The 20,469-nt window shown below is 39.6% G+C and carries 16 protein-coding genes; 6 read left to right on the top strand and 10 right to left on the bottom strand.

Annotated elements, in window-relative coordinates:
• Positions 1-233: catalase-related domain-containing protein (locus JWR87_RS16830; protein WP_297822312.1), on the top strand; the 233-nt coding region annotated here is incomplete at its 5' end.
• Positions 234-614: 381 nt separating this feature from the next.
• Positions 615-830, top strand: a complete 216-nt coding sequence (locus JWR87_RS16825; RefSeq protein WP_297822310.1) for a hypothetical protein — start codon at positions 615-617, stop codon at positions 828-830.
• 69 nt (positions 831-899) lie between these two features.
• Here JWR87_RS16825 and JWR87_RS16820 read toward each other — a convergent pair whose 3' ends face one another.
• Together JWR87_RS16820 and mazG are read right to left on the bottom strand one after the other, a co-directional pair.
• Complete coding sequence (locus tag JWR87_RS16820) at positions 900-4,664, bottom strand: HAMP domain-containing sensor histidine kinase (RefSeq protein ID WP_297822308.1); 3,765 nt, start codon at positions 4,662-4,664, stop codon at positions 900-902.
• Positions 4,661-5,431, bottom strand: a complete 771-nt coding sequence (gene mazG / locus JWR87_RS16815) for a nucleoside triphosphate pyrophosphohydrolase (protein WP_297822306.1) — start codon at positions 5,429-5,431, stop codon at positions 4,661-4,663. The genes JWR87_RS16820 and mazG overlap by 4 nt, the downstream gene beginning before the upstream one ends.
• A 657-nt stretch (positions 5,432-6,088) precedes the next feature.
• On the opposite strand from mazG, the gene JWR87_RS16810 reads away from it, so the two are divergent.
• Positions 6,089-6,916, top strand: a complete 828-nt coding sequence (locus tag JWR87_RS16810) for a hypothetical protein (protein WP_297822304.1) — start codon at positions 6,089-6,091, stop codon at positions 6,914-6,916.
• A 78-nt stretch (positions 6,917-6,994) separates the two neighbouring features.
• Here JWR87_RS16810 and JWR87_RS16805 read toward each other — a convergent pair whose 3' ends face one another.
• The 8 genes from JWR87_RS16805 to JWR87_RS16770 form a co-directional block, all read right to left on the bottom strand.
• Positions 6,995-8,386, bottom strand: a complete 1,392-nt coding sequence (locus tag JWR87_RS16805) for an efflux transporter outer membrane subunit (protein WP_297822302.1) — start codon at positions 8,384-8,386, stop codon at positions 6,995-6,997.
• 300 nt (positions 8,387-8,686) lie between these two features.
• Positions 8,687-11,866, bottom strand: coding sequence for an efflux RND transporter permease subunit (locus tag JWR87_RS16800; protein ID WP_297822300.1), 3,180 nt, complete (start codon positions 11,864-11,866; stop codon positions 8,687-8,689).
• A 64-nt stretch (positions 11,867-11,930) separates the two neighbouring features.
• Positions 11,931-13,118, bottom strand: coding sequence for an efflux RND transporter periplasmic adaptor subunit (locus JWR87_RS16795; protein ID WP_297822298.1), 1,188 nt, complete (start codon positions 13,116-13,118; stop codon positions 11,931-11,933).
• A 91-nt stretch (positions 13,119-13,209) separates the two neighbouring features.
• Positions 13,210-13,815 (bottom strand): TetR/AcrR family transcriptional regulator, encoded by a 606-nt coding sequence (locus JWR87_RS16790; protein WP_297822295.1) that lies wholly within the window; start codon positions 13,813-13,815, stop codon positions 13,210-13,212.
• A 126-nt stretch (positions 13,816-13,941) separates the two neighbouring features.
• On the bottom strand, positions 13,942-15,030 hold the full coding sequence (locus JWR87_RS16785) for a glycosyltransferase family 9 protein (protein WP_297822293.1): 1,089 nt from the start codon (positions 15,028-15,030) through the stop codon (positions 13,942-13,944).
• Positions 15,031-15,403: 373 nt separating this feature from the next.
• The gene (locus JWR87_RS16780; RefSeq protein ID WP_297822291.1) at positions 15,404-15,568 is read right to left on the bottom strand and encodes a hypothetical protein; all 165 of its coding nucleotides are present in this window, start codon (positions 15,566-15,568) and stop codon (positions 15,404-15,406) included.
• Positions 15,569-15,807: 239 nt separating this feature from the next.
• Complete coding sequence (locus tag JWR87_RS16775) at positions 15,808-16,263, bottom strand: YbhB/YbcL family Raf kinase inhibitor-like protein (RefSeq protein ID WP_297822289.1); 456 nt, start codon at positions 16,261-16,263, stop codon at positions 15,808-15,810.
• Positions 16,264-16,299: 36 nt separating this feature from the next.
• A complete protein-coding gene (locus tag JWR87_RS16770) occupies positions 16,300-17,016 on the bottom strand; it encodes an HAD family phosphatase (RefSeq protein WP_297822287.1) in 717 nt (238 codons plus the stop codon).
• Between the two features lie 315 nt (positions 17,017-17,331).
• Between JWR87_RS16770 and JWR87_RS16765 the strand changes: the two genes are divergently transcribed.
• The 3 genes from JWR87_RS16765 (at position 17,332) to JWR87_RS16755 (ending at position 20,464) form a co-directional block, all read left to right on the top strand.
• Positions 17,332-18,483, top strand: a complete 1,152-nt coding sequence (locus JWR87_RS16765) for a glycosyltransferase family 9 protein (protein ID WP_297822284.1) — start codon at positions 17,332-17,334, stop codon at positions 18,481-18,483.
• A 217-nt stretch (positions 18,484-18,700) separates the two neighbouring features.
• Positions 18,701-19,684: a glycosyltransferase gene (locus JWR87_RS16760; protein ID WP_297822282.1), complete on the top strand. Its 984-nt coding sequence runs from the start codon at positions 18,701-18,703 to the stop codon at positions 19,682-19,684.
• Positions 19,685-19,738: 54 nt separating this feature from the next.
• Entirely contained in the window at positions 19,739-20,464 is a 726-nt protein-coding gene (locus tag JWR87_RS16755) for an SDR family oxidoreductase (RefSeq protein WP_297822280.1), read from the top strand.
• Positions 20,465-20,469 lie beyond the last annotated feature (5 nt).

Genomic DNA, 20,469 nt, shown 5'->3' with positions numbered 1-20,469 from the left:
TTATTTCAAATTTGGTAAATGCGCTTGCACCTGCCAATAAAGTGATACAAGACAAGATGATTGAGCTATGTACCAACTGTGACCCTGAGTATGGACAACGTGTGGCTGATGGCATAAAGAAGGCTGTCGAAATGAGACAACAACATGGCTCCACAAGGCCGGGAAGCGTTGAAAGAAAAGAAGAAGCTGTTAAGCAAGCTGAAGAAATATCTACTGAAGCTAAGCCGTATTAAGAACCGGAATTTTTAGATTTTTATTTATTAGATTGAAATAAAGGAAGCCTGATGATTTTCATCGGGCTTTCTTTATTAAGCATAGGAAGAAAATTTTTTGGCAAGCCGAAATCCCTGATCGGCTTTTCTTGCGACGCTCCGTTGGGCAATAGATCGTATGTGGATCAAAAAATAAACCCGCCAGACGTTGATAAAAACGGGCAAATAAATGTTGCAACCTTCCCTGGTTGAGTAGCATTACAAATGTTGCAGTGAGTGACACAACAATGCCGGGTGGAGTAATGAAGTTTATAACCATAAATTAAAAGCACTTTTACCTATAACAAGGCGGCAAGGCTTTTGCGAGGTTAGCTATTACATTATCAAAAAAAAACAAACTATATGGAAACCAGAAACAACGTAGATATTGATACCACTAAAGTAAGCCCGGTTGATACAAAACGTTTTGAGGCACAAGACAATAGTGGCCATATAAAAGGTAGCAGGCAGGCTAGCTCCGACGAGCAGGCCACGGAAGAACGGCGCAAGCAGGAAGACAACAGCGAGTACAACAAGCTCGATGACAGAGGTACACTTTCAGGAAACGAGGCCATTTAGGTTTTTCGCCAAACTCCTTTGAAGCCAGGACGACAAATGGGTATTCAGTTTTTGCCTCTCATCCTGGCTTTAGTTTTCGGGGAAGCCTACCAGTGGTAACAACACGTGAAATGTTGTTCCTTTTCCTACTTCGGTATCAAACCAAATTCTGCCATTTGCTTTTTCGACTATTCCTTTACACATAGCCAGGCCGAGACCGGTTCCCGAAGTTTTTGTAGTGAAGTTTGGAGTGAAAATGTTTTGCCGTTTTTCTTCAGGTATACCTACGCCGAAGTCCGTTACATCTATCTGCAGCTTGTTTGCATTAATGTATTCATTCACCGAAATCTCCATCATTTCCTGACCCTCCGACGCTTCCACCGCGTTTTGAAAAAGGTTGGTAAAAAGCCTGTTTATTTGGGTACGATCCGCATTAATTACGGCCTGCTGACCGGGATGATTAAAATGAATACTTACCCTTTCATTAGCGCTGTATAAATTAATTAACGAGTTAAGAATTTCATTCACATCAAAGCTTTCGATTTTTACATTACCAATATTGGCAAACTGTGAAAAGTCAGAAGCAATTTTGGCAAGCTGGTCTATCTGTTCCACCAAAGTAGCAGATACCTTTTCGACCATTGCAGGGCTGTTTGGATTTTTTTCCTTGATCGCTCTTTGCATATATTGTATGCTTAGCTTCATTGGCGTTAGCGGGTTTTTAATTTCATGGGCTACCTGTCGTGCCATTTCCCGCCACGCTCCTTCCCGCTCGCTTTTTGCTAGGGCCAGGGCACTCTCCTCCAGCTTTCTTACCATTTTGTTGTATTCATTTACAAGGGTGCCAATTTCATCGTTTGCATCCCACGAGATCTCTTCATTGGCTTTACCCAGATTTATCTCTTTCATTTTACTACCAATGAGAGCGAACGAACTGGTGATGCGGTTTGTTAATACCACCGATATGGCGCCTGCTATAACAAAAATGAAGGCGTTTAAAACAATGAGCGTAACAAGAAAATTAGAAATTTCCTGGTTCAATTCCTTTTGTGTGTTCAGGTATGGAATGTTCAGGTAAGCGTACAACTTACCGTTTTCGTCTTTGATAGGAATATAAACACTGGTGTAAGAAAAGTTGCTCACCCTTTCTTCCTGTATTACCTGTATCTTATGATCGTGCTGTAAACTGTAATAAGCATTTGGGTCCATCATCCGGCTAAGAACCGCCTTATTGTACATGTAAGGCTGGGTAGAAACTTTTAAATTTCCATTAATATCAAAAAAGTTAGCATCAACGTTGTGTATCTCAGTAACTTCCTTAAAGGTTTTTTCAAGTTCACTCGCTGCGCCCAATTCATAAATTTGTATCGCATCGTCAAAGATGCTACGATTTGCTACCTGGGTCTCAATTTCATCTCCCAGTGTTTTAATTGCCTTTAGAAGCCGCTCCTCATTAGTTTGTTTAAACCTGTTAATATAAAAAGAGATGGTAGCTATACCTATTACGAGGAAAGAAAATATGCTGATGAAAATAATTGCACTTTGTATCTGGTGCCTGAAGTTCAATTTTAATCCATTCTTCAGGCGCTTGTAACTGAATTTATTCCGCATTAGAAAGCGACCAATCTGAAACAAGACAATTATAAAGAGAAACGATCCAAACAGGTACGCGAATAAAGTCATGGCCTGAATAAAGAACGAGGAGTTCTTAACGATAATAACCATTTTATTATTTCCGGCATTGTACCAGAGCTCGTTAAAATCACCATTGCGCTGTTCTTTATACTCTTGCCTTAAAAGCAAGTGCCTGGGTATATACGACAAAAAGTTATAGTCGCCCACACTACTAATCAGCTTCCCATTATTATAGACAGCGTAGGTGCGATCAAGTTCTTCAGAAGCGTTCTTAGCCTGTTGGGTAAATAACTCCGGAGACAGCGCTTGATTTTTGTATTTCTTCGGCTCTGCAACGACCAGAAAATAACCCACCGTATTTTGAAGAGAGTCCTTTATTTCTTTTTCATACAAGAAGCTGAAACTGTAATAGGTATTTGAGAAATAAAACAAATCTTCGTATGCCGTTTTCTTGCCTCTTTTAACAAGAGTGCTTAACTCGCCATACGAAGTATTCTCTTCATTAAATAAAGGATGAAGATTGTTATCAAAAGTAAACAGCCTGGTATCGAACGTGTTTAACGAACTTGAAAAATTCTCATTAATCAGGCTGTCCTTTATAACTTTGTTAGCGTTTTCGTAAGTAAAACGTTTGTAGTTCTCTGTTAAAAAACGATCGCTAATATTAGTAATGCCCATGCCCATTATGTTTTGAGCTGATGGATCAGCCTCTTCCGCTACTTTCTCCGCAACCTGCTTTTGTTTTTCTAACTCTTTGTAGTGATTTTGATAAATAATTAATGCGGAAAGACTTGCAGCAAAAAAAATAAGCCATATCAAAAAGAAAGAAGAACGAAGTATGGGAACATAAATATCTGCTTTTCTATAATCCATCATTCGCACATAAATAAGTAACCAAATCAGCACAAATAAATTACTAATGGAGGAACTGCTATTAAGGTGAATAGACAGGTATAAGAACCCTGCCCCAGCCAAAAAAACATACTTTACATAATTAGGACAGTCAATACATTTATGTATAAATAGTAAGGCAATATGACTAAAGTGAAAAAAAGATAACACGATTAGCCCGAGAATAATAAAACTTATGATTGAAAAAATGTTGAGCCTGAAAAAGTCAGATACATCAAACGAAATTTGAGAATCCATTATTAAACTTCTAACAACATCAGAAGTAAGAAACGAAAGTGCTACCAGGAAGACGGATAATAAAAAAGTAACCTTCCACGCTTTCTTCCCCTTTATATCATCCACCTCTTGAAATTCCTTCAGCGCCGCTACTTTAACAAAACTCAGAATCCAAAAAAGGAAAATTACGTTTATAAGCAAGTCGCCTAAAGAAGGATGTAAGGTGTTTGATCCGTAGATAAAAGGATCGAACAGCTCGAGGTTTCGAAAGTTAAACGGGAATGGAAATTTATAACTAAGGACCCGTAAAAAAATAATTACTGCGCTGAGAAATGCGAGCCCATTAACCCAACCTTTTTTATTAACAATTTCAACAGCGCAAACATTTACAAATATTAAAACAAAAATGATAGCTATTATTCGTAGAGAAATAGACCACTTTCCGGGGCTTCCTTCATCTATCTTTTTATCCTTCTTCTCTTTTAAGCCAAACAATACTTTACCATCTCCATTTCTTACATAAAACTGTGCACCTGTATCTACCAGATCATAACTATTTTCTACGTCTGGGAGAGTTGGATACCCCGACTGTAAATAATTATTTTTGAAAAAATAATCCCAATGCAGCGGTATAACTCCTGCAACAATTACCTGCCTGCCTTTTAACAGAACCGTTTTTTTTACAAATTCAAACTTCCCGTTGTTATATGATACATAATGCTTGCCATCTGGTTTAGCCAAATCTTCATTAGCCGGAAGCACTTTATTGCTACTCCAATAGTCAAGCAAAAAGTTTCCCACATCATTTTTACTATAAATAAAAAGGGCAACATCTTCCGTCAAGTCATCAGCAATTTCCTTAGGCTTATATTGATTTTTTAAAATGGAATATATTACGGTAACATCTGCTGCCAGCTTTTCAAATTTCTTTTCACTCTCAGCCACATAATTCTCCAACCTGCTTTGTACTCTTACGGGGGAGGAAGTGTAGAACCAATAATTCGAAAAAATAAAAGAAATAGTGTATAGCCAGGCAGCTATAATCAGCAGGTAACCGTGTTTGTAAAAGCTTTTTTTTATAATTTCTATCACTGGGTTCTGTTACGTTTAATCTGGTTCCAGAGATCATCCATTTCTGCAAGAGACATTTGATCAAGTGTTTTATTTTGACTGGCTGCAGCTTCCTCCATTAATGTAAATCGCGCAATAAATTTTTTGTTTGTTTTTTCCAAAACCCCTTCCGCGTCAATACGCAAAAAGCGTGCATAATTTATAAGACTAAACATTACATCACCAAACTCTTCTTCAATGTGTTCCTGGTCGTTTTCGGCAACGGCTTCGTGCAACTCCCCTATTTCCTCTTCTACTTTTTTCCAAACATCTTCCTTATGCTCCCATTCAAATCCAACCTGTCTTGCCTTGTCTTGTATGCGCGTAGCTTTCACTACTGCCGGCAGCGATTTTGGCACTCCACTTAAAACAGATTTTTTTCCTTCCTGCATCTTAATCTGTTCCCAGTTCTTTTTTACGTCCTCATCGCTGTTCACTACAACATCACCATAAATATGAGGATGACGCCTGATTAACTTTTCACTTATACCTTCAAGCACATCTTGTAAAGTAAACTTTTGTTGCTCCGCTCCTATTTTCGCATAAAATATAAGGTGAAGCATTATATCGCCTAATTCCTCTTTAATACCTTTCCAATCATTGTCACTTATTGCATCTGTAAGTTCATAAGTTTCTTCAATTGTCAGCGGCCTTAAAGTCTCTATAGTTTGCTTTTTATCCCACGGACATTTTTCTCTCAGTTCATCCATTACAGATACCAGCTTCAAAAAACTTGCTTCTAACGACATTCTAAAAATTTAAGTAATGATTCTAATTCAACCCAGTTTTTGAATAAATTTATTTCTGTAACCAGCAGTTGTATTTTCAATTTAGCTCCGGTTGTGTCACCCACTTGTACACTATCTTTTTAAATCAACTTTATAAAAACCCATTAAAAATCTTCATTTACTAAATATGCACCTCCGCTTTTAAAATAAATTTCCTAAATCATAAAAGACATATGATAAGCAGAAAGAACTTAAGAAATGTTTTAAACCGCACTGCACAAGCAATAGGTAATATAGAAAAGCGAATACAAAGATTCGAACAGCGCAGCCCTTCTTCCCCTTAAGTATTCCGGCAATAAAAAGCCGGGCCTTAAAACCCAGGTACTTTAAATGAACTAAAACCTTTCCATCAAAGTAAGTATATCATAGATAAAATGAGTTACAAGGTGACCGAACAACTCTTTAGGTCCAATATTTTTCTGTTGGCATGTGTGCCATATTTTTTGTTAATAGCAGCATTACAGTTTAAACACTTCCTTTCTTACATTCTTTAAAATGAAATACTTGTTAAAATCCGAATAAAAATACAGACAAAAGAAGTCTTCAAACGTTTCGTCAAAATCAATGTTTTTTCCTTAACATCTCACCGTTTATTTTTGAGTAGAACAAAAATTACCGATGAAAAGCTTTTCACTTGTTTCCCTTCTTCTCTTTGTCTCAACTTGCCTAAACGCGCAATATTATTATCTCGACATAGTTGGCACCAGGCAAACCAATCAACAATACAAGCTATTGAGAGCTTTTCAATATAAACGTATTAATGCAACCAGCTTCGAGGGTAATCAACCATCTAAAGATTTTGTGTTAGAACAAACCATCGCCAATAGTGGACAAAAAATTATTACGCGCTCTGCAACTATAGGAAGTACTGAATCTTTTTTTATTAGCTATTATGAAAACAATAAAGTTGTAAAAACAGTTGATAGCAGTAGAAACGCTATTAACACAGTTACCTATGAATATGATAATACCGGCAAATTACTTTCAACAAACACAAGTAGTGTAGACTTTGATGGCAAATTTACTAGTTCAGAGATACACCGATGGAGTTACAATGAAAGAGGACTACCGGAAAAGATGATTAAGATTAGAAACAACTCGGACACAACTTTGGTCAATTTTATCTTTGATGAACAGGATAATGTAGCGGAAGAAAAATGGGCCAAAAACAACAAAACAACTGAAACGTACTATTATTATTACAATGCGAAAAAGCTGTTAACCGATGTAGTGCGATACAATACCAGGGCTAAAGCCATGCTGCCTGATTATATGTTTGAATATGATACTAAAGGACGTATTATTCAGATGACCCAAACCCAAAAAGGAAATGCAAACTACCTTGTCTGGAAATATTTATATAACGAGGATGGAATGAAACAAAAAGAAGTTGTTTTTAACAAACAAAAAGAAATGTTGGGAAGAATTGAATATAATTATCAATAAGAAGTTCGAATACTGTAAATAAAAAAAGAGCATATCGATAAATATGCTCTTTTTTATTACCGATAAATTCCAATCCAGCTATTTCCACCCACCACCTAACGAACGATAAAGATCTACAGTTGACTGAAATTGCTGCAACCTGTCATTAACCCGTCCTAATTCAGCTTGTAATAGAGACTGTCTTGCCTGGATGACTTCAGTATAAGTTGCAAAACCGTTTCGTAATAATTCCTGTGAATATTGAACCGACCGCTCCAATGCATTGATCTGGTTCGTACGAATATTCACCTTTTCCAGGGCAGCCTGGTTTAGGGATATAGCGTTAGAAACTTCCTGCCCGGCATTTAATAAAGCATTTTTAAAATTTAAGAAAGTCGCTTGCTGCTGCGCCTCGGCTACAATAAGATTGGTTCTGTTTAAACGACGATTGAAAATAGGCTGCGCTAATCCAGCACCAATGCTGGCAGCAATTGAAGATGGATTTACAACGTCTAATAAAGTAAGACTTGCAAAGCCGGCATTACCATTTATTACCAAAGCAGGATAAAATGCAGCACGGGCAACATTAGTTAACTCAAAAGCATTTCTATAACTAAATTCTGCCTGTTGCACGTCGGGTCGGTTTGCTAAAAGTTGCGCAGGCACTCCCGTATTCATCATTGGTAACTGGCCCTGCCCGAGAAGGTTACCGCGGGAAATGCCGGTTGGTGCGTGACCTAAAATAATGCTCATCGCATTTTCAGTTTCCCTTATACTTTGCTTAAGATCAGGAATAGTTACTTCTGCTGCATATCTCTGTGCTTCACTTTGTACAACAGCAGCTTCTGTTACCCTGGCAGCCTCTTTCAAAGCCCGCATAGTAGCAACAGTACTGTCCCAGTTACTAACGGTTTGTTGTGTTATTTGCAGTTGCTGATCCAATGCAAGTAAGGTAAAATAAAGGTTTGCAATAGAGCCCACCACCCCGGTTTGAACCGCTCTTGCAGCAGCCTCTGATTGTAACAGGTTGGCAAGGTTCGCTCTTCTGCTGCTGCCCAGTCTACCCCAGATATCTGCTTCCCAACTTGCAGAAGTACCCAGTTGGAAAGATGTTATCGACGGTCTTGCTCCAAATCCCTGGCCGGCACTAAATTTAGATCTTGTAATGCCCGCATTTCCGTTCAGGGTAGGTAAAAAAGCAGCCCGGCTTTGCTGGTAATAAGCTTCTGCTTGGTGAATGCGGGTATAGGCAGTTTGTAAGTCAATATTGTTTGCAATTCCTTCTCCTATTAATCTTTGTAAAGTGGTATCAGTAAAAACCTGGCTCCACTTAAGATTTGCAATACTATTTGTATCAGAAGATATAGAATCTCTAAAAAGACCTGCTGTAGTTAATTCCGGTGCTTCATACACTCTTGTAACTCTACATGATGTCACGAGAACCGTGGACAGAGAGAAAAACAAAATGTACCCTATATGCTTTCTGTTCATAATTCTTTAATTACCTGTTCTATTTTTTATTCTTTTTTTGTAACAAACCTTTTTGCTGCTATTTGGCATTCTTGCGTCGCACACTTGTACTTTACCTGCTTTAATCATCTTTTATTAGTCAACAAAAGGTGTAGCATTGAGACCAACAGGCGCTATGTTCTTTCGTGTTTTAACGCCTGCTACCTGCCCAATATAATTCACCTGTACAAGGGAGTGACACAACGATGATGACCAGTGATACGCCGCCTGTACCCAAAAACCTATTCCTTACTGCTTAAAGGTTAACCTGGCTGATAGGCACTAATGTGCCGGCTCCATTTTATGTTCTGTAATTTTTTCATCTTCTAACAGTGGTTCTTTTTTGGGCTCGCCACTGATTTTTTCCTGCAACGACTGGAAAATGACAAACAGCACTGGTATAACAAACACTCCAAACACGGTACCTATCAACATGCCGCCGACAGCGCCAGTCCCTATAGAACGGTTACCAGTAGCTCCCGCACCAGAGGCCATCATAAGGGGAACAAGGCCCAAAATAAAAGCAAACGATGTCATTAAGATTGGTCTTAAACGGGCTTGCGCACCTTCCAAAGCTGCCTGAACAATGGCCATTCCCTGCCGCCTTCGTTCAACTGCAAATTCTACGATCAGGATGGCATTTTTGGCTAACAGTCCCACCAACATGATCAGCGTTATCTGTACATAAATATTGTTGGTAATACCAAACAACGATGCAAAGATAAATGCCCCTGCAAGTCCGATTGGCAGCGAAAATAATACTGCAAACGGCAGAATGTAACTCTCGTACTGCGCACTCAAAAGGAAGTAAACAAAGATGAGTACCAGCATAAAGATGAATACGGTTTGTCCGCCTGCAGAAAGCTCCTCTCTTGTCATACCTGAAAACTCGTACCCATAACCGGCAGGAAGAATTTGGGCAGCAACTTCCGTTACAGCTTTAATGGCATCACCTGAACTAAACCCAGGGTTAGGTGAACCTGTAACACCAATAGACGTAAAGAGGTTAAACCTGGTAATTGCCTGTGGGCCATATACCCTCTGGAGTGTTATAAATTCACTAATTGGCGCCATGGTTCCGCCTGCATTTCTTACATAAACATTATTAAGGCTTTTGGGGTTTGCCCTAAAACCTGGCTCTGCCTGGTACATAACCCGGTACTGCTTACCAAACTGGTTGAAGTTAGAGGCATAAACACCGCCATAATAACCCTGCATGGTGCTTAGAATATCGTTCACCATTAAACCAGCTTCCTTAACCCTGGCCACATTTACATTAAGCTGGTACTGAGGAAAGTTTGGATTAAAGGAGGTAGAAGCGTACTGTATCTCGGGACGCTGTCCCAATGCAGTTAAAAAGTCTGTAGAAATTTTTGAAAACTTTGCTATATCGCCACCGCTTCTATCCTGCAACTGAAATTCAAATCCGCCACTTGTGCCAAAACCCTGTATGGTTGGAGGAGCAAAAAAAATGATACGCGCATCGCGTATACCGGCAGTTTTACCAAACATTCTTCCAATTATCGCCTGCACATCCTGCCCCTTACCACCGCGCTCGGCCCAGGGTTTCAGACGCATGATCACCATACCATAGTTACTACCCACACCGCTTATCATACCTCTTCCGGTAATACGTAATATGTTTTCTACTTCCGGAATGGTTCTGGCGATCTTTTCAATCTCTTTAGTTACTTCCTCTGTACGTTCTAACGATGCTCCCGGCGGCAATGCAATATCGCTCATCACACCCCCCATATCTTCATTAGGAACAAAGGCTGTCGGTGTAGTTTCCATCAACCAATAAAATACTCCTGCGAATGCAGCTATTCCTGCAATTGCTACCCATTTTCTCTTTATGAGAAACGAGACAGACTTTCGGTACTTTTTTGTAGTTACCTCAAAGGCAGTGTTGAAAGCACCATAAAAACGTTGTAGGAAGTTTTTCTTTTTATGATGACCTTCTTCTTTGTGAGGCTTTAGAAATATAGCGCATAGGGCGGGGCTAAGCGTAAGGGCGTTTACCGCTGAAAGAATAATAGCAATAGCGAGTGTAAGACCGAACTGCTTATAAAATACACCTGCAGACCCCGTAATAAAACTTACCGGTACAAATACCGCTGCCATTACCAGTGTAATTGAAATGATGGCGCCCGATATTTCGCCCATCGCATCTATCGTTGCCGTTTTAGCCGATGTATACCCTTCATCAAGTTTTGCATGTACCGCTTCTACAACCACAATAGCGTCATCTACCACAATTCCAATGGCAAGAACCAATGCGAATAGTGTAAGCAAGTTGATGGTGAACCCAAATAAGCTCAAAAAGAAAAAGGTGCCTACAATTGCAACAGGTACCGCAATTGCAGGTATAAGCGTAGAACGAACATCCTGCAGGAATACGAATACTACTATAAACACCAATACAAACGCTTCTATCAGTGTGTGAATTACTTTTTCGATAGAGGCATCAAGAAAGTCGTTGGCATTTATCAGGTTAACTTGCTGAATGCCGGGAGGAAAAGTTTTGGAAGCTTCTTCCAACACCTTTAAACTTCCTTCTATTACCTCTTTTGCGTTAGAGCCGGCTGTCTGGCTAATGGCCACCCCTACAGAAGGTTTACCGTTGGTACGCGTTGTACTGGAATAGTTAAGTGCACCCATTTCTAAACGGGCTATATCTCTTAAACGCAGTATCTGGCCGTTTCCAACCGAGCGCACCAAAATATCTCCAAACTCATTTGGACTCTTCAAACGGCCGGTATACTTAATAACATATTGAAATGATTGTCCTCCCTGCTCCCCAAATTGTCCTGGTGCAGCCTCTACGTTTTGTTCGGCAAGGGCAGTACTGATATCAGAAGGTATAAGCCCATAAGACGCCATAACATCAGGCTTTAACCATATCCGCATCGAATATTCCATCTGGCCAAAAGCACTGGCATCACCAACACCGGGTATACGCTTAATCTGCGGCACAAGGTTGATGCTTGCATAGTTTTGAAGAAACGTTTGGTCGTAGGCCGGGTTATCACTGTACAACGCGAAAATGACAAGGTTACTGCTTTGACGTTTAGCGGTAGTCACACCTGCGCGAGTTACTTCCTGCGGCAATAAACTGGTAGCACGCGCCACCCGGTTCTGTACGTTTACTGCAGCAAGATCCGGGTTAGTACCCAGCTTAAAATTAATGGTAATGTTAGCCGTACCATCGTTGCCGGCCGTGGAAGTCATGTAGGTCATGTCTTCCACGCCATTGATTTGTTCTTCTAAAGGAATAATGACACTGTTTAACACCACATCCGCATTTGCTCCCTGGTAGGAAGCTGACACCTGTACCGTTGGTGGAGCAATATCGGGATATTGTGAGATAGGAAGTGAGGTTAAGCCAAGAACACCAAGGATCACTATCAAAACCGATATCACCGTTGAGAGAACCGGCCTTTCAATAAATTTTTTAAACATAATTTCTACTCTTAACTAAGAACTCGTTAATAAAATTCTTATGGTCTTTATTTTCACCATTTCACTACAGTATCTGCTGGTAAACGCTATCTGTATTTATTGGTCTTGATTTAATGGCGGCACCTTCTTTTAATGTCGCCACACCTTCTAAAACTATCTTTTCTCCGGCGTTTAGTCCTTTTGTTACCACGAAAAATCGTCCATTATTATTATCCAATACTTCAATTTCAGCACTCCTTACCGTTCCTGTACTTTCCACTATATAAACAAACTTCTTCCCCTGTATTTCGTAAGTCGCTTTCTGCGGAACAAGAATGGCACTATCAACAGTTCTTGGAATACGAATAACGCCGCTACTTCCACTACGAATAACGTTACCCGGATTAGCAAATACAGCCCGTACACTTACAGAACCTGTCTCGGTATTGATTAAACCACTAGCTGTCTCTACCCGACCTTTTTGAGGAAATTCTGTTGTGTTTGAAAGAAGAAGCGTCACAGGAGGAATATTTTTTAATCGGGCCTGAATGGTCGCTCCTTTGTTATTTTTATTAAACTCAAGTGACTGTTTTTCATTCACAGAAAAATAAGCGTAAATATTCCCAATATTTGAAACTGTTGTAAGAGGTTGTGTAGTATTACTGTTAACAAGACTTCCTATTTTATAGGGAATAGTTCCTACCACTCCATTCACCGGGCTGGTAACAGAAGTGTAGCCCAGGTTGGTTCTGGCATTTGCTAACCTTGCTCTTGCCTGAGCCAATGCCGCTTGTCGTGATTGAAGACTGTATTGAGCTGACTCAAGTTCAAAACGACTAATAATATTCTTTTCTACCAGCGGACGAACTTTGTTTACCTGCATTTGTGCAGCGTTTACCTCTGCCTGAGCTATTTTAATGTCGGCCTGCGCAGTTCTTACTTCCTGCTCGTATTGAGGCGCACTTATGCGAAAAAGACGTTGCCCCCTTCTTACGGTTGCACCTTCATCAACATATATGGTTTCTATGTACCCGTCAATTTTCGGACGTATCTCTATATTTTGCTGCCCCTGTATAGTGGCAGGAAAATCTGAAAACAGTGTGGTAGTATGTTGAGAAATGGTAAGAACAGGATAGTCTTTTACCTGGTTTGCCTGTGCACCTCCTGGTGCGCCTGCAACTCCGGCTTTTTGATCTTTGCCGCCTCCACACCCAACAAAAAACATGAGTATGGATAATAATGGAAACCCACCAAGTTGAACGCTTCTTCTCATAATAATTAATTAACTTATCTCAGTTCTGTTTACAATAGATTTTCGCGCAGTATGACAAACTCTCGCATTATAACATTAAAAAAATATGCCCTTAGTTCTTAAACAGGGTTGACAAAATGCTGCTTTTTCGCTCCGTTAAAAGCTTATTATAACCAGCATTAGTTAAATCAAACATTTTTAAATAAATAGGTCGTGCTACAAAAGGATAAGCCATTAATGCGAACAGGTTAATAAAAAAATTCACAGGTTTATTTTCTGCTATGGTTCCTTTGTCCATCTCCCGCTGAATCTCTTTTAAAAAGTTCTTCATCCGCTCCCTGCCGCCCGGAAGAGCAATAAACAGCTCCTCGTATTTTTCAGGCTCCTGGTTCAGGTGAAGAGCGATAAAAGTTTCGAGATAAGGCGACTCTGTCAATTCTTCGTAAAAGACATTTACCAGGTTTTCAACCTTTTGTTTAAACGGCATCTCTGAGCCAAGCACTTCATGCACACGCGTTCTCAATTTTGTCAGCGCCTCTTTAAAAACCATATTGAACAACACATCCCGCGACCTGAAATAATAATGCAGTAAAGTGCGGTTGACACCCGCAGCATCAGCAATGTCCTGGGTAGTAGCCAGCATTTTCCCTTCCGTTAAAAAAATACGCTTAGCCGTCTCCTTAATTAATTGCTCTGTTTTACCGTCTTTAACTGACATTTACAGTATTGTTTGACAAAATTGTTAAACAAAGGTAATAGTAGCTGGTTTAATGAAATGCAAAAAATAAAAACAAGCGAAACAAAAGAAGCCAATTTTACATATTTCTACGCTTCGTACTTCGTGTTATGCTACATTCATTTGCACCGAAAGCGCCACGTCTAATACTTCATTGATAGCCTCCTTCACTTCAACGACAGTTACACCCGCAACCATAGACCTATTGTGTTCGCAAGTGCTTTCGGTTTCATTAAACTTAAAAGACGATAATCCACACGAGGGGCAGTCTAATGTCCAGGATAAAAGATTACGGTTTAGGGTTGTTGTCATTGGTGCTGCATTAATAATATTGGCGCACCAAAATATTCCGATGGAGGGTATTTGTAAAGCCCTTGCAACGTGCAAAGGACCTGTATCGTTTGAAATAATGATATCAGAAAAAGACAATAGTCCCGTCGTTCCACCTAATGATAGTTTATCTGATAAATCCTGAACGGCGTCTCTATACACCATGTTGTTTATTACCGCATCTACAATTTCCCTCTCCCAGGCAAGGCCGGTTATACAAACATGAAAGCCACGTTCTGTAAGATAGTCTCCTACTTCTGCAAAGCTGCTGCCGGGCCACCGTCTGCGTACATCACTAGCGCCAGGGTGAATGATTGCGATAGGTTTTTGGCGAGCGTCGTTAATCACTGACCTCGCTTCACGAATATCTTCTTCAGTTACTGCAATATGTGGTTGTATGTCTTTCGTTTTCGCTCCTACCCTACCTACCACTTCCAGGTATCTCATGGTCTCATTAAAATAATACACATAAGGAACGTTTATATCAAGCAAAGCGGCATCGGGAGTCTTAAGACCAATAGTTGTTTTAGCGCAAAGCCTCAACAAGAATGGATTAGAGTTACGCCCACCCCCATGTAACTGGAAAGCCAAATCGAACCCCTCGCGCTGCATCTCTGCAAAAAAGTTAGATAACACTTCTTCATCAGGTACATAACCTTCTCTTTCGCTGATTCCCGGGTATAGCGGAACCACTACAACTCTATCTACCGGCCCTGGCCGCGAAGCCAGGTATTCTTTGTGCCATTGTCTTCCCAGTAGTACTATTTCTGCATCGGGGAATGTTTCGCGGAGGGCTTGCAAAGCAGGTAGAACAAAAACATAATCTCCCAGCGCATTCGCTCTTAATACTGCAATTTTCTTAATCATCAACGTCTGGTAATTCATATTTCAGACCATAGTAATAAATAATATTATATAACCGGTTTTAATACCCGCAATCGCTTTTCATAGCAACATCGTTGCGTCGCAATCACTTTATGTGCAAACCTTTCATCAACTTCAGCTTCAGTTGTAGATGACTTTAGTATTAACAAACCAAAAAATGTGGAGGCACTCTAACATTACAAAAAGCTCTTTTAGCATAGTAGTTTTCTACGTAAATGAATGTATGAGAAGGATAGCTGCCTGGGGAACCATTCGTTTGAAGCATCTTCTTTGAAAACCGCTGTATGATTTTTAATTCTTTTGTAAAAAAAGCTGTACTAGCGTAATAGCCGGATTAACTTTTAGCATTTAATTATTAGTTCCTGCAAATAGTGAACATTTTATAATTTCCACCGATAATTGTTTTCTTCCTTTTTCCTGTTTCTATCCTGATAGCTTTAATTCGTCCTTTTGTATGGCAATGGAAGAAGAACAAACAGCAGGTAAATTCAACGAAGCTGTCAGCCGTTTCTTTCTTCATTTATCCTCTATTGCATTGCATTTAACATCGCAAGTTTTGGCTGTAAAATTATTAGGACTGTAGTTTATAGCGCCTAAGGAGGTCCCCGAAAGTTCTTCTTTCACTTTTGTTTACTTTTTATTTAAAAACCCAGGATGAAATAGATTTTTAAAATAAAAAAGGCCAAAGTGTCGCTGCAATCCTACTGCGATACTTTGGCCTTTTGCGAGCACTAAAAGCTCGCCTTTATTTAGTATAAACTATTTAAACATTGGTGAATTAGAGTTACAGATACCTTCAAGATCTGCTTTGGCAACTACATGTCCTTCCATCTGTTGTTCAACTACTTCCCTTTCTGTCGCCGCGGGTAAATCTAATTCGGTATCAAGAGCAAATAGCCTGTAACGGTAATGATGAATTCCTTCAAAATATTTTGGGCAAGGTCCTTCGTAACCGTGCGTATGATTATTTGCTAATCCCTCAACAGCACCTTCCGGAACTGACCCTTCCTTGATTTCAGTTGTTGTAACAGGTATATTAAACAACATCCAATGCGTCCATAAGGGTGCAGAATTCAAATCTTCAAACATCAAAACAAGGCTTTTTGCCTCTTCAGGAACTCCATCTATAAAAAGAGGAGGATTTACATTTGGTCCAAAACACGTATAAATTTTAGGAATTTCTGTTGCGTGATCAAAAACGCTTTTTATTGTCATGTTTCAAATTTTTGTGGTGAAGTTTTCTTCTATTTTTCATTCAACAGCCGCTCTCAACTTTTTGGCCATCTTTATCATATCAAGATGTTCGTAAGTGTCAATAATAAGGTCAGCTCCAGCAAGTTGGGCGGCGTTATGTGTTTCAGTAATGGCAACACACATCATATTAGCACTCTTAGCAGCCGCTACGCCAACGGGGGCATCTTCAATTACCAAACAATCTTCAGGATGTAGTCCAAGCCTTTCTGCTGCTAAAAGAAAAATGTCAGGAGCTGGCTTACCATTCGTCACCTCGTTGCCGGTAACCACTGCATCGAAATACTGCAAAAAGTTCAATTGTTCTAAAACCATCTGCATCTTTTCTTGTCTGGAACTGGTAGCCAAAGCAACTTTTATAGGATATTGAGCCAGGCTTTTTAAAAAAGTTTCAGCAGCAAATACAGGTTGTATCGGGTGGTCGTTTATATACTCGACGAAATAATCAAACTTCTCTTTTAGAATTCTTTTTACATTCTGTTCGTCGTGAAAACCGATTTCGTTTTTTACCACATCTGCACTCTTAACTCCCAACATTGGGGCGTATTTTTCAAACGGAAGTTCCTGGTTGTAATCATTAAAAACCTTTTCCCACGCTTTATAATCTGCTTTTGTACTATCCAACAATGTCCCATCCATATCAAAAATTACACCTTTAAAAGGAAGTGTTTCGGTGGTATCAGTTGAAGAAAGCGTTGTTTCAGAATTTTCGTTCATTAAAAAAATAGTATTAAGAATTTGAGTTTGGTTAAAAAATTTAGCCATGCCTTAAAAGGGCGAAGTAATACATTTTTTTTAAAATCAAGCAGAAGAAAGAAATTCTGAAGTAGCTACATTAACGAGACTTACGGTTAACGAAAAAATTACAGAACGAGAAATTTTCTCTACAAACCGTTTTACTAAAATCGATTTTTTTAACAGTTAATATTTAATAACAATAAATAATTGCATGTGACGCCAGGTGTGGCAAGGCATAATATTTTTCTTATAATGAATGAGTTATGAAAGGATAAACCGAAGAATTAGAAGAAAATGCTGCAATCAGACCGCCACTTAAAAAACATACAAAAAATAGCGATTTTAAGAGCAAATGCTGTAGGAGATTTCATCGTTATACTTCCTGCAATAAAAGCGTTACGCAGCACTTATCCTGATGCCGAGATTGTTCTTTTAGGTAAACCATGGCATCAACAATTTTTGATTAAAGACCGATGCGGCATTGACAGGGTTATTGTAGTTCCTGTAAAAAAAGGTATTCGAAATGAAACCGGGCAAACAGAAGATCCAATTGAAGTGGAGGGTTTTGTAAACCAAATGCGCCGGGAACAATTTGATGTCGTTCTGAATTTCCAGGGAAACGGAATTTCAGCTAACCCGTTTATTAAGCAATTCGGGGCCAAATTAACGGCTGGCTTAACATGCGAAAAAGCGGAAAAGCTGGATAGATCAATCGACTATTATTATTATCAAAGCGAAGTGGTCAGGTTTCTTGAAGTAGTGAAACTTATAGGTGCCACTACTACAGCCTTAGAGCCTGAGCTTAATGTTTTGCAGGAGGACGAAAATGAGGTTGCTGATTTTTTATCAATTCTTAAAAACAAGTCTTTTATTGTTCTTCATCCTATTGCAATGGATACCCGTCGCATGTGGCCTCTTGAAAACTATGCCGGCCTTTCAGATGAATTAAGACAAAGAAGTTTTGAGGTCGTATTTACAGGGGCACCGGAAGACAGGGAGATAGTAGATGACATTATTTACAACACGAACTATTCAGCCATTAACGCCTGTGGAGATTTTAGTTTAGGCGGCCTGGCTGCGTTACTAAGTAAGGCAGCTTTAATGATTTCTGCTGATACGGGGCCGCTTCACCTTGCAAGAGCCGTTAACACTTCCACTGTTGGTTTTTACTGGGCTCCAAACTTAATTAATTGGGGACCGCTTACACGAAGTATTCACCGCCCCCTTATTTCGTGGAAAATGGAGTGCCCGATTTGCGGCACTGTGCCTAATGATCCTTATCCATTTGAACCAAAGACTGATGTGTGCGATCATCCGGTTTCCTTTGTTAGCGGCATTTCCATAGAACAGGTGCTTACTGCAGTTGAGCAGTTATTGCCGCCAGAAGCAATAGCAAACGATACCAACAGTGTTCGTGATGTTGCAATGAAAAGTATTAACAATTGAGGATAAGTTTTATTCTTAAAGCTTCTGCCGAATAGTAGTATTGCAGATAAACATAATACAACAATTGAATAAAGAGCTTTTAAAGAAGCCGCAAACAAAAGAAGCATACAGATACAAAAAGTACAAGTGTGCGACGCAAGAAAAGATGAATAAAGATTAAGTACAGACTAAATAAAAAAAATTAATTACATCACTAAACTCCCTTTAGGGCTGGGGCATGAAACCATTACGAGTATTAACATGGCACATTCACGGCAGTTATTTGTATTACCTGACACAAACTCCCTGCACGTTTTACCTTCCCAAGAAAAACAGTACAGAAGAAGGATACGGCGGCAGGACTCCTAGTTTTCCGTGGGGAGACAACGTGGTGGATGTGCCTGCGGAAGATGTGAAAAACATTGAATTTGATTGCATTTTATTTCAATCGAAAAAGAACTACCTCGAAGACCAATACAATATTTTAACCGAAGAGCAAAGGGCGCTGCCAAAGATTTACCTGGAACATGACCCCCCTCGTGAAGTGCCTACAGATACAAAACATGTGGTTGATGACCCTAACATGTTATTGGTGCATGTAACCCATTTTAATAACCTGATGTGGGATAACAATCGAACTCCCTCTGCTGTAATTGATCATGGGGTAATGGTGGATAAAGGCGTGCAATACACAGGCGAACTAAGTAAGGGAATTGTAGTGATCAACGGTATCGTAAAAAGAGGAAGAAGATTGGGTTACGATGTATTTAAAAAAGTAAGCGAAAAAATTCCTTTGGATATAGTGGGCATGTTTTCAGAAGATGCAGGTGGATTGGGCGAAATTAATAACAGGGAACTAGCATCATTTATTTCAAAATACAGGTTCTTTTTTAATCCTATTAGGTACACAAGTTTAGGCCTCTCGGTTTGTGAGGCAATGATGACGGGCGTGCCGGTTGTGGGCCTTGCCACAACTGAAATGGTCGTAACAGTTAAGAACGATTACTCAGGATATGTACATACAGATGTAGATTTTTTAATTGAGAAAATGCAAATGCTTTTAGACAACGCGGAAAAAGCTAAGGAATTGGGAAAAGGTGCACAAGCGTACGCAAACGAGCATTTTAATATTGAACGGTTTAAGCAGGATTGGTTGACCACTTTTGATAAAGTCATTCATAAGGCTTCTGCTAAAAAGAACCGGTTATATAAGGTTGCTTAGAAATATTTTAGAAACACAAATTTTACAAACAAAACAAACAACTCAAAGAGAATTATGAGCACAGTAAATGGAAAAATCATACTGGTAACAGGTGGCGGACAAGGATTAGGTGCTGCAATTTGCAGATCGCTCGCAGCAGATGGAGCAACCGTGATACCGGTAGATATTAAACCTGAAAACCTGACGAAAATAACAGACGAAATCAAGGGTACAGGTGGACAAATACAAGGGTACCAAATGAACGTGGCTGATGTAAATAATGTGGAGCAGGTGATTAACCAAATCATTGAAAAACACGGAAGAATAGACGCAGTTATAAACAATGCAGGTATCGATTACACCCTGGCGATAGACGAAATTAGCAACAACCAGTTTCAACAGGTAATTGATGTAAACCTTGTTGGTCCGTTTAACGTGTCAAAAGCCATTTATGCTCATTTTAAATCAAATGGTGCAGGCCATATTGTAAACATTGCATCTACTGCATCTAAAAGAGCCTGGCCAAATGCATCGGCTTACCATGCAAGCAAATGGGGCCTGTTGGGCCTTAGCCACGCATTACATGCAGAACTTAGAAAAGATAAAATAAAAGTAACTGCAGTGGTTGCCGGCGGTATGCAAACCCCTTTTATTTTGGAGCGTTTCCCCGATACACCATTAGAAGTATTGCAGGATCCTAAAGAAGTGGCAGATACTGTGAAGTTTGTGTTATGTATGCCCGCAACTTCTGTTATACCTGAAGTGATGGTGGTGCCGATGACAGAGACTTCGTGGCCGTAGAAGAC

The organism is Segetibacter sp., assembly GCF_025963695.1.
In the GTDB taxonomy this organism is placed as follows: Bacteria; Bacteroidota; Bacteroidia; order Chitinophagales; family Chitinophagaceae; genus Segetibacter.
The sequence above is the reverse complement of the archived record's forward strand: the minus strand, read 5'-3'. Positions and strand labels throughout refer to the sequence as shown.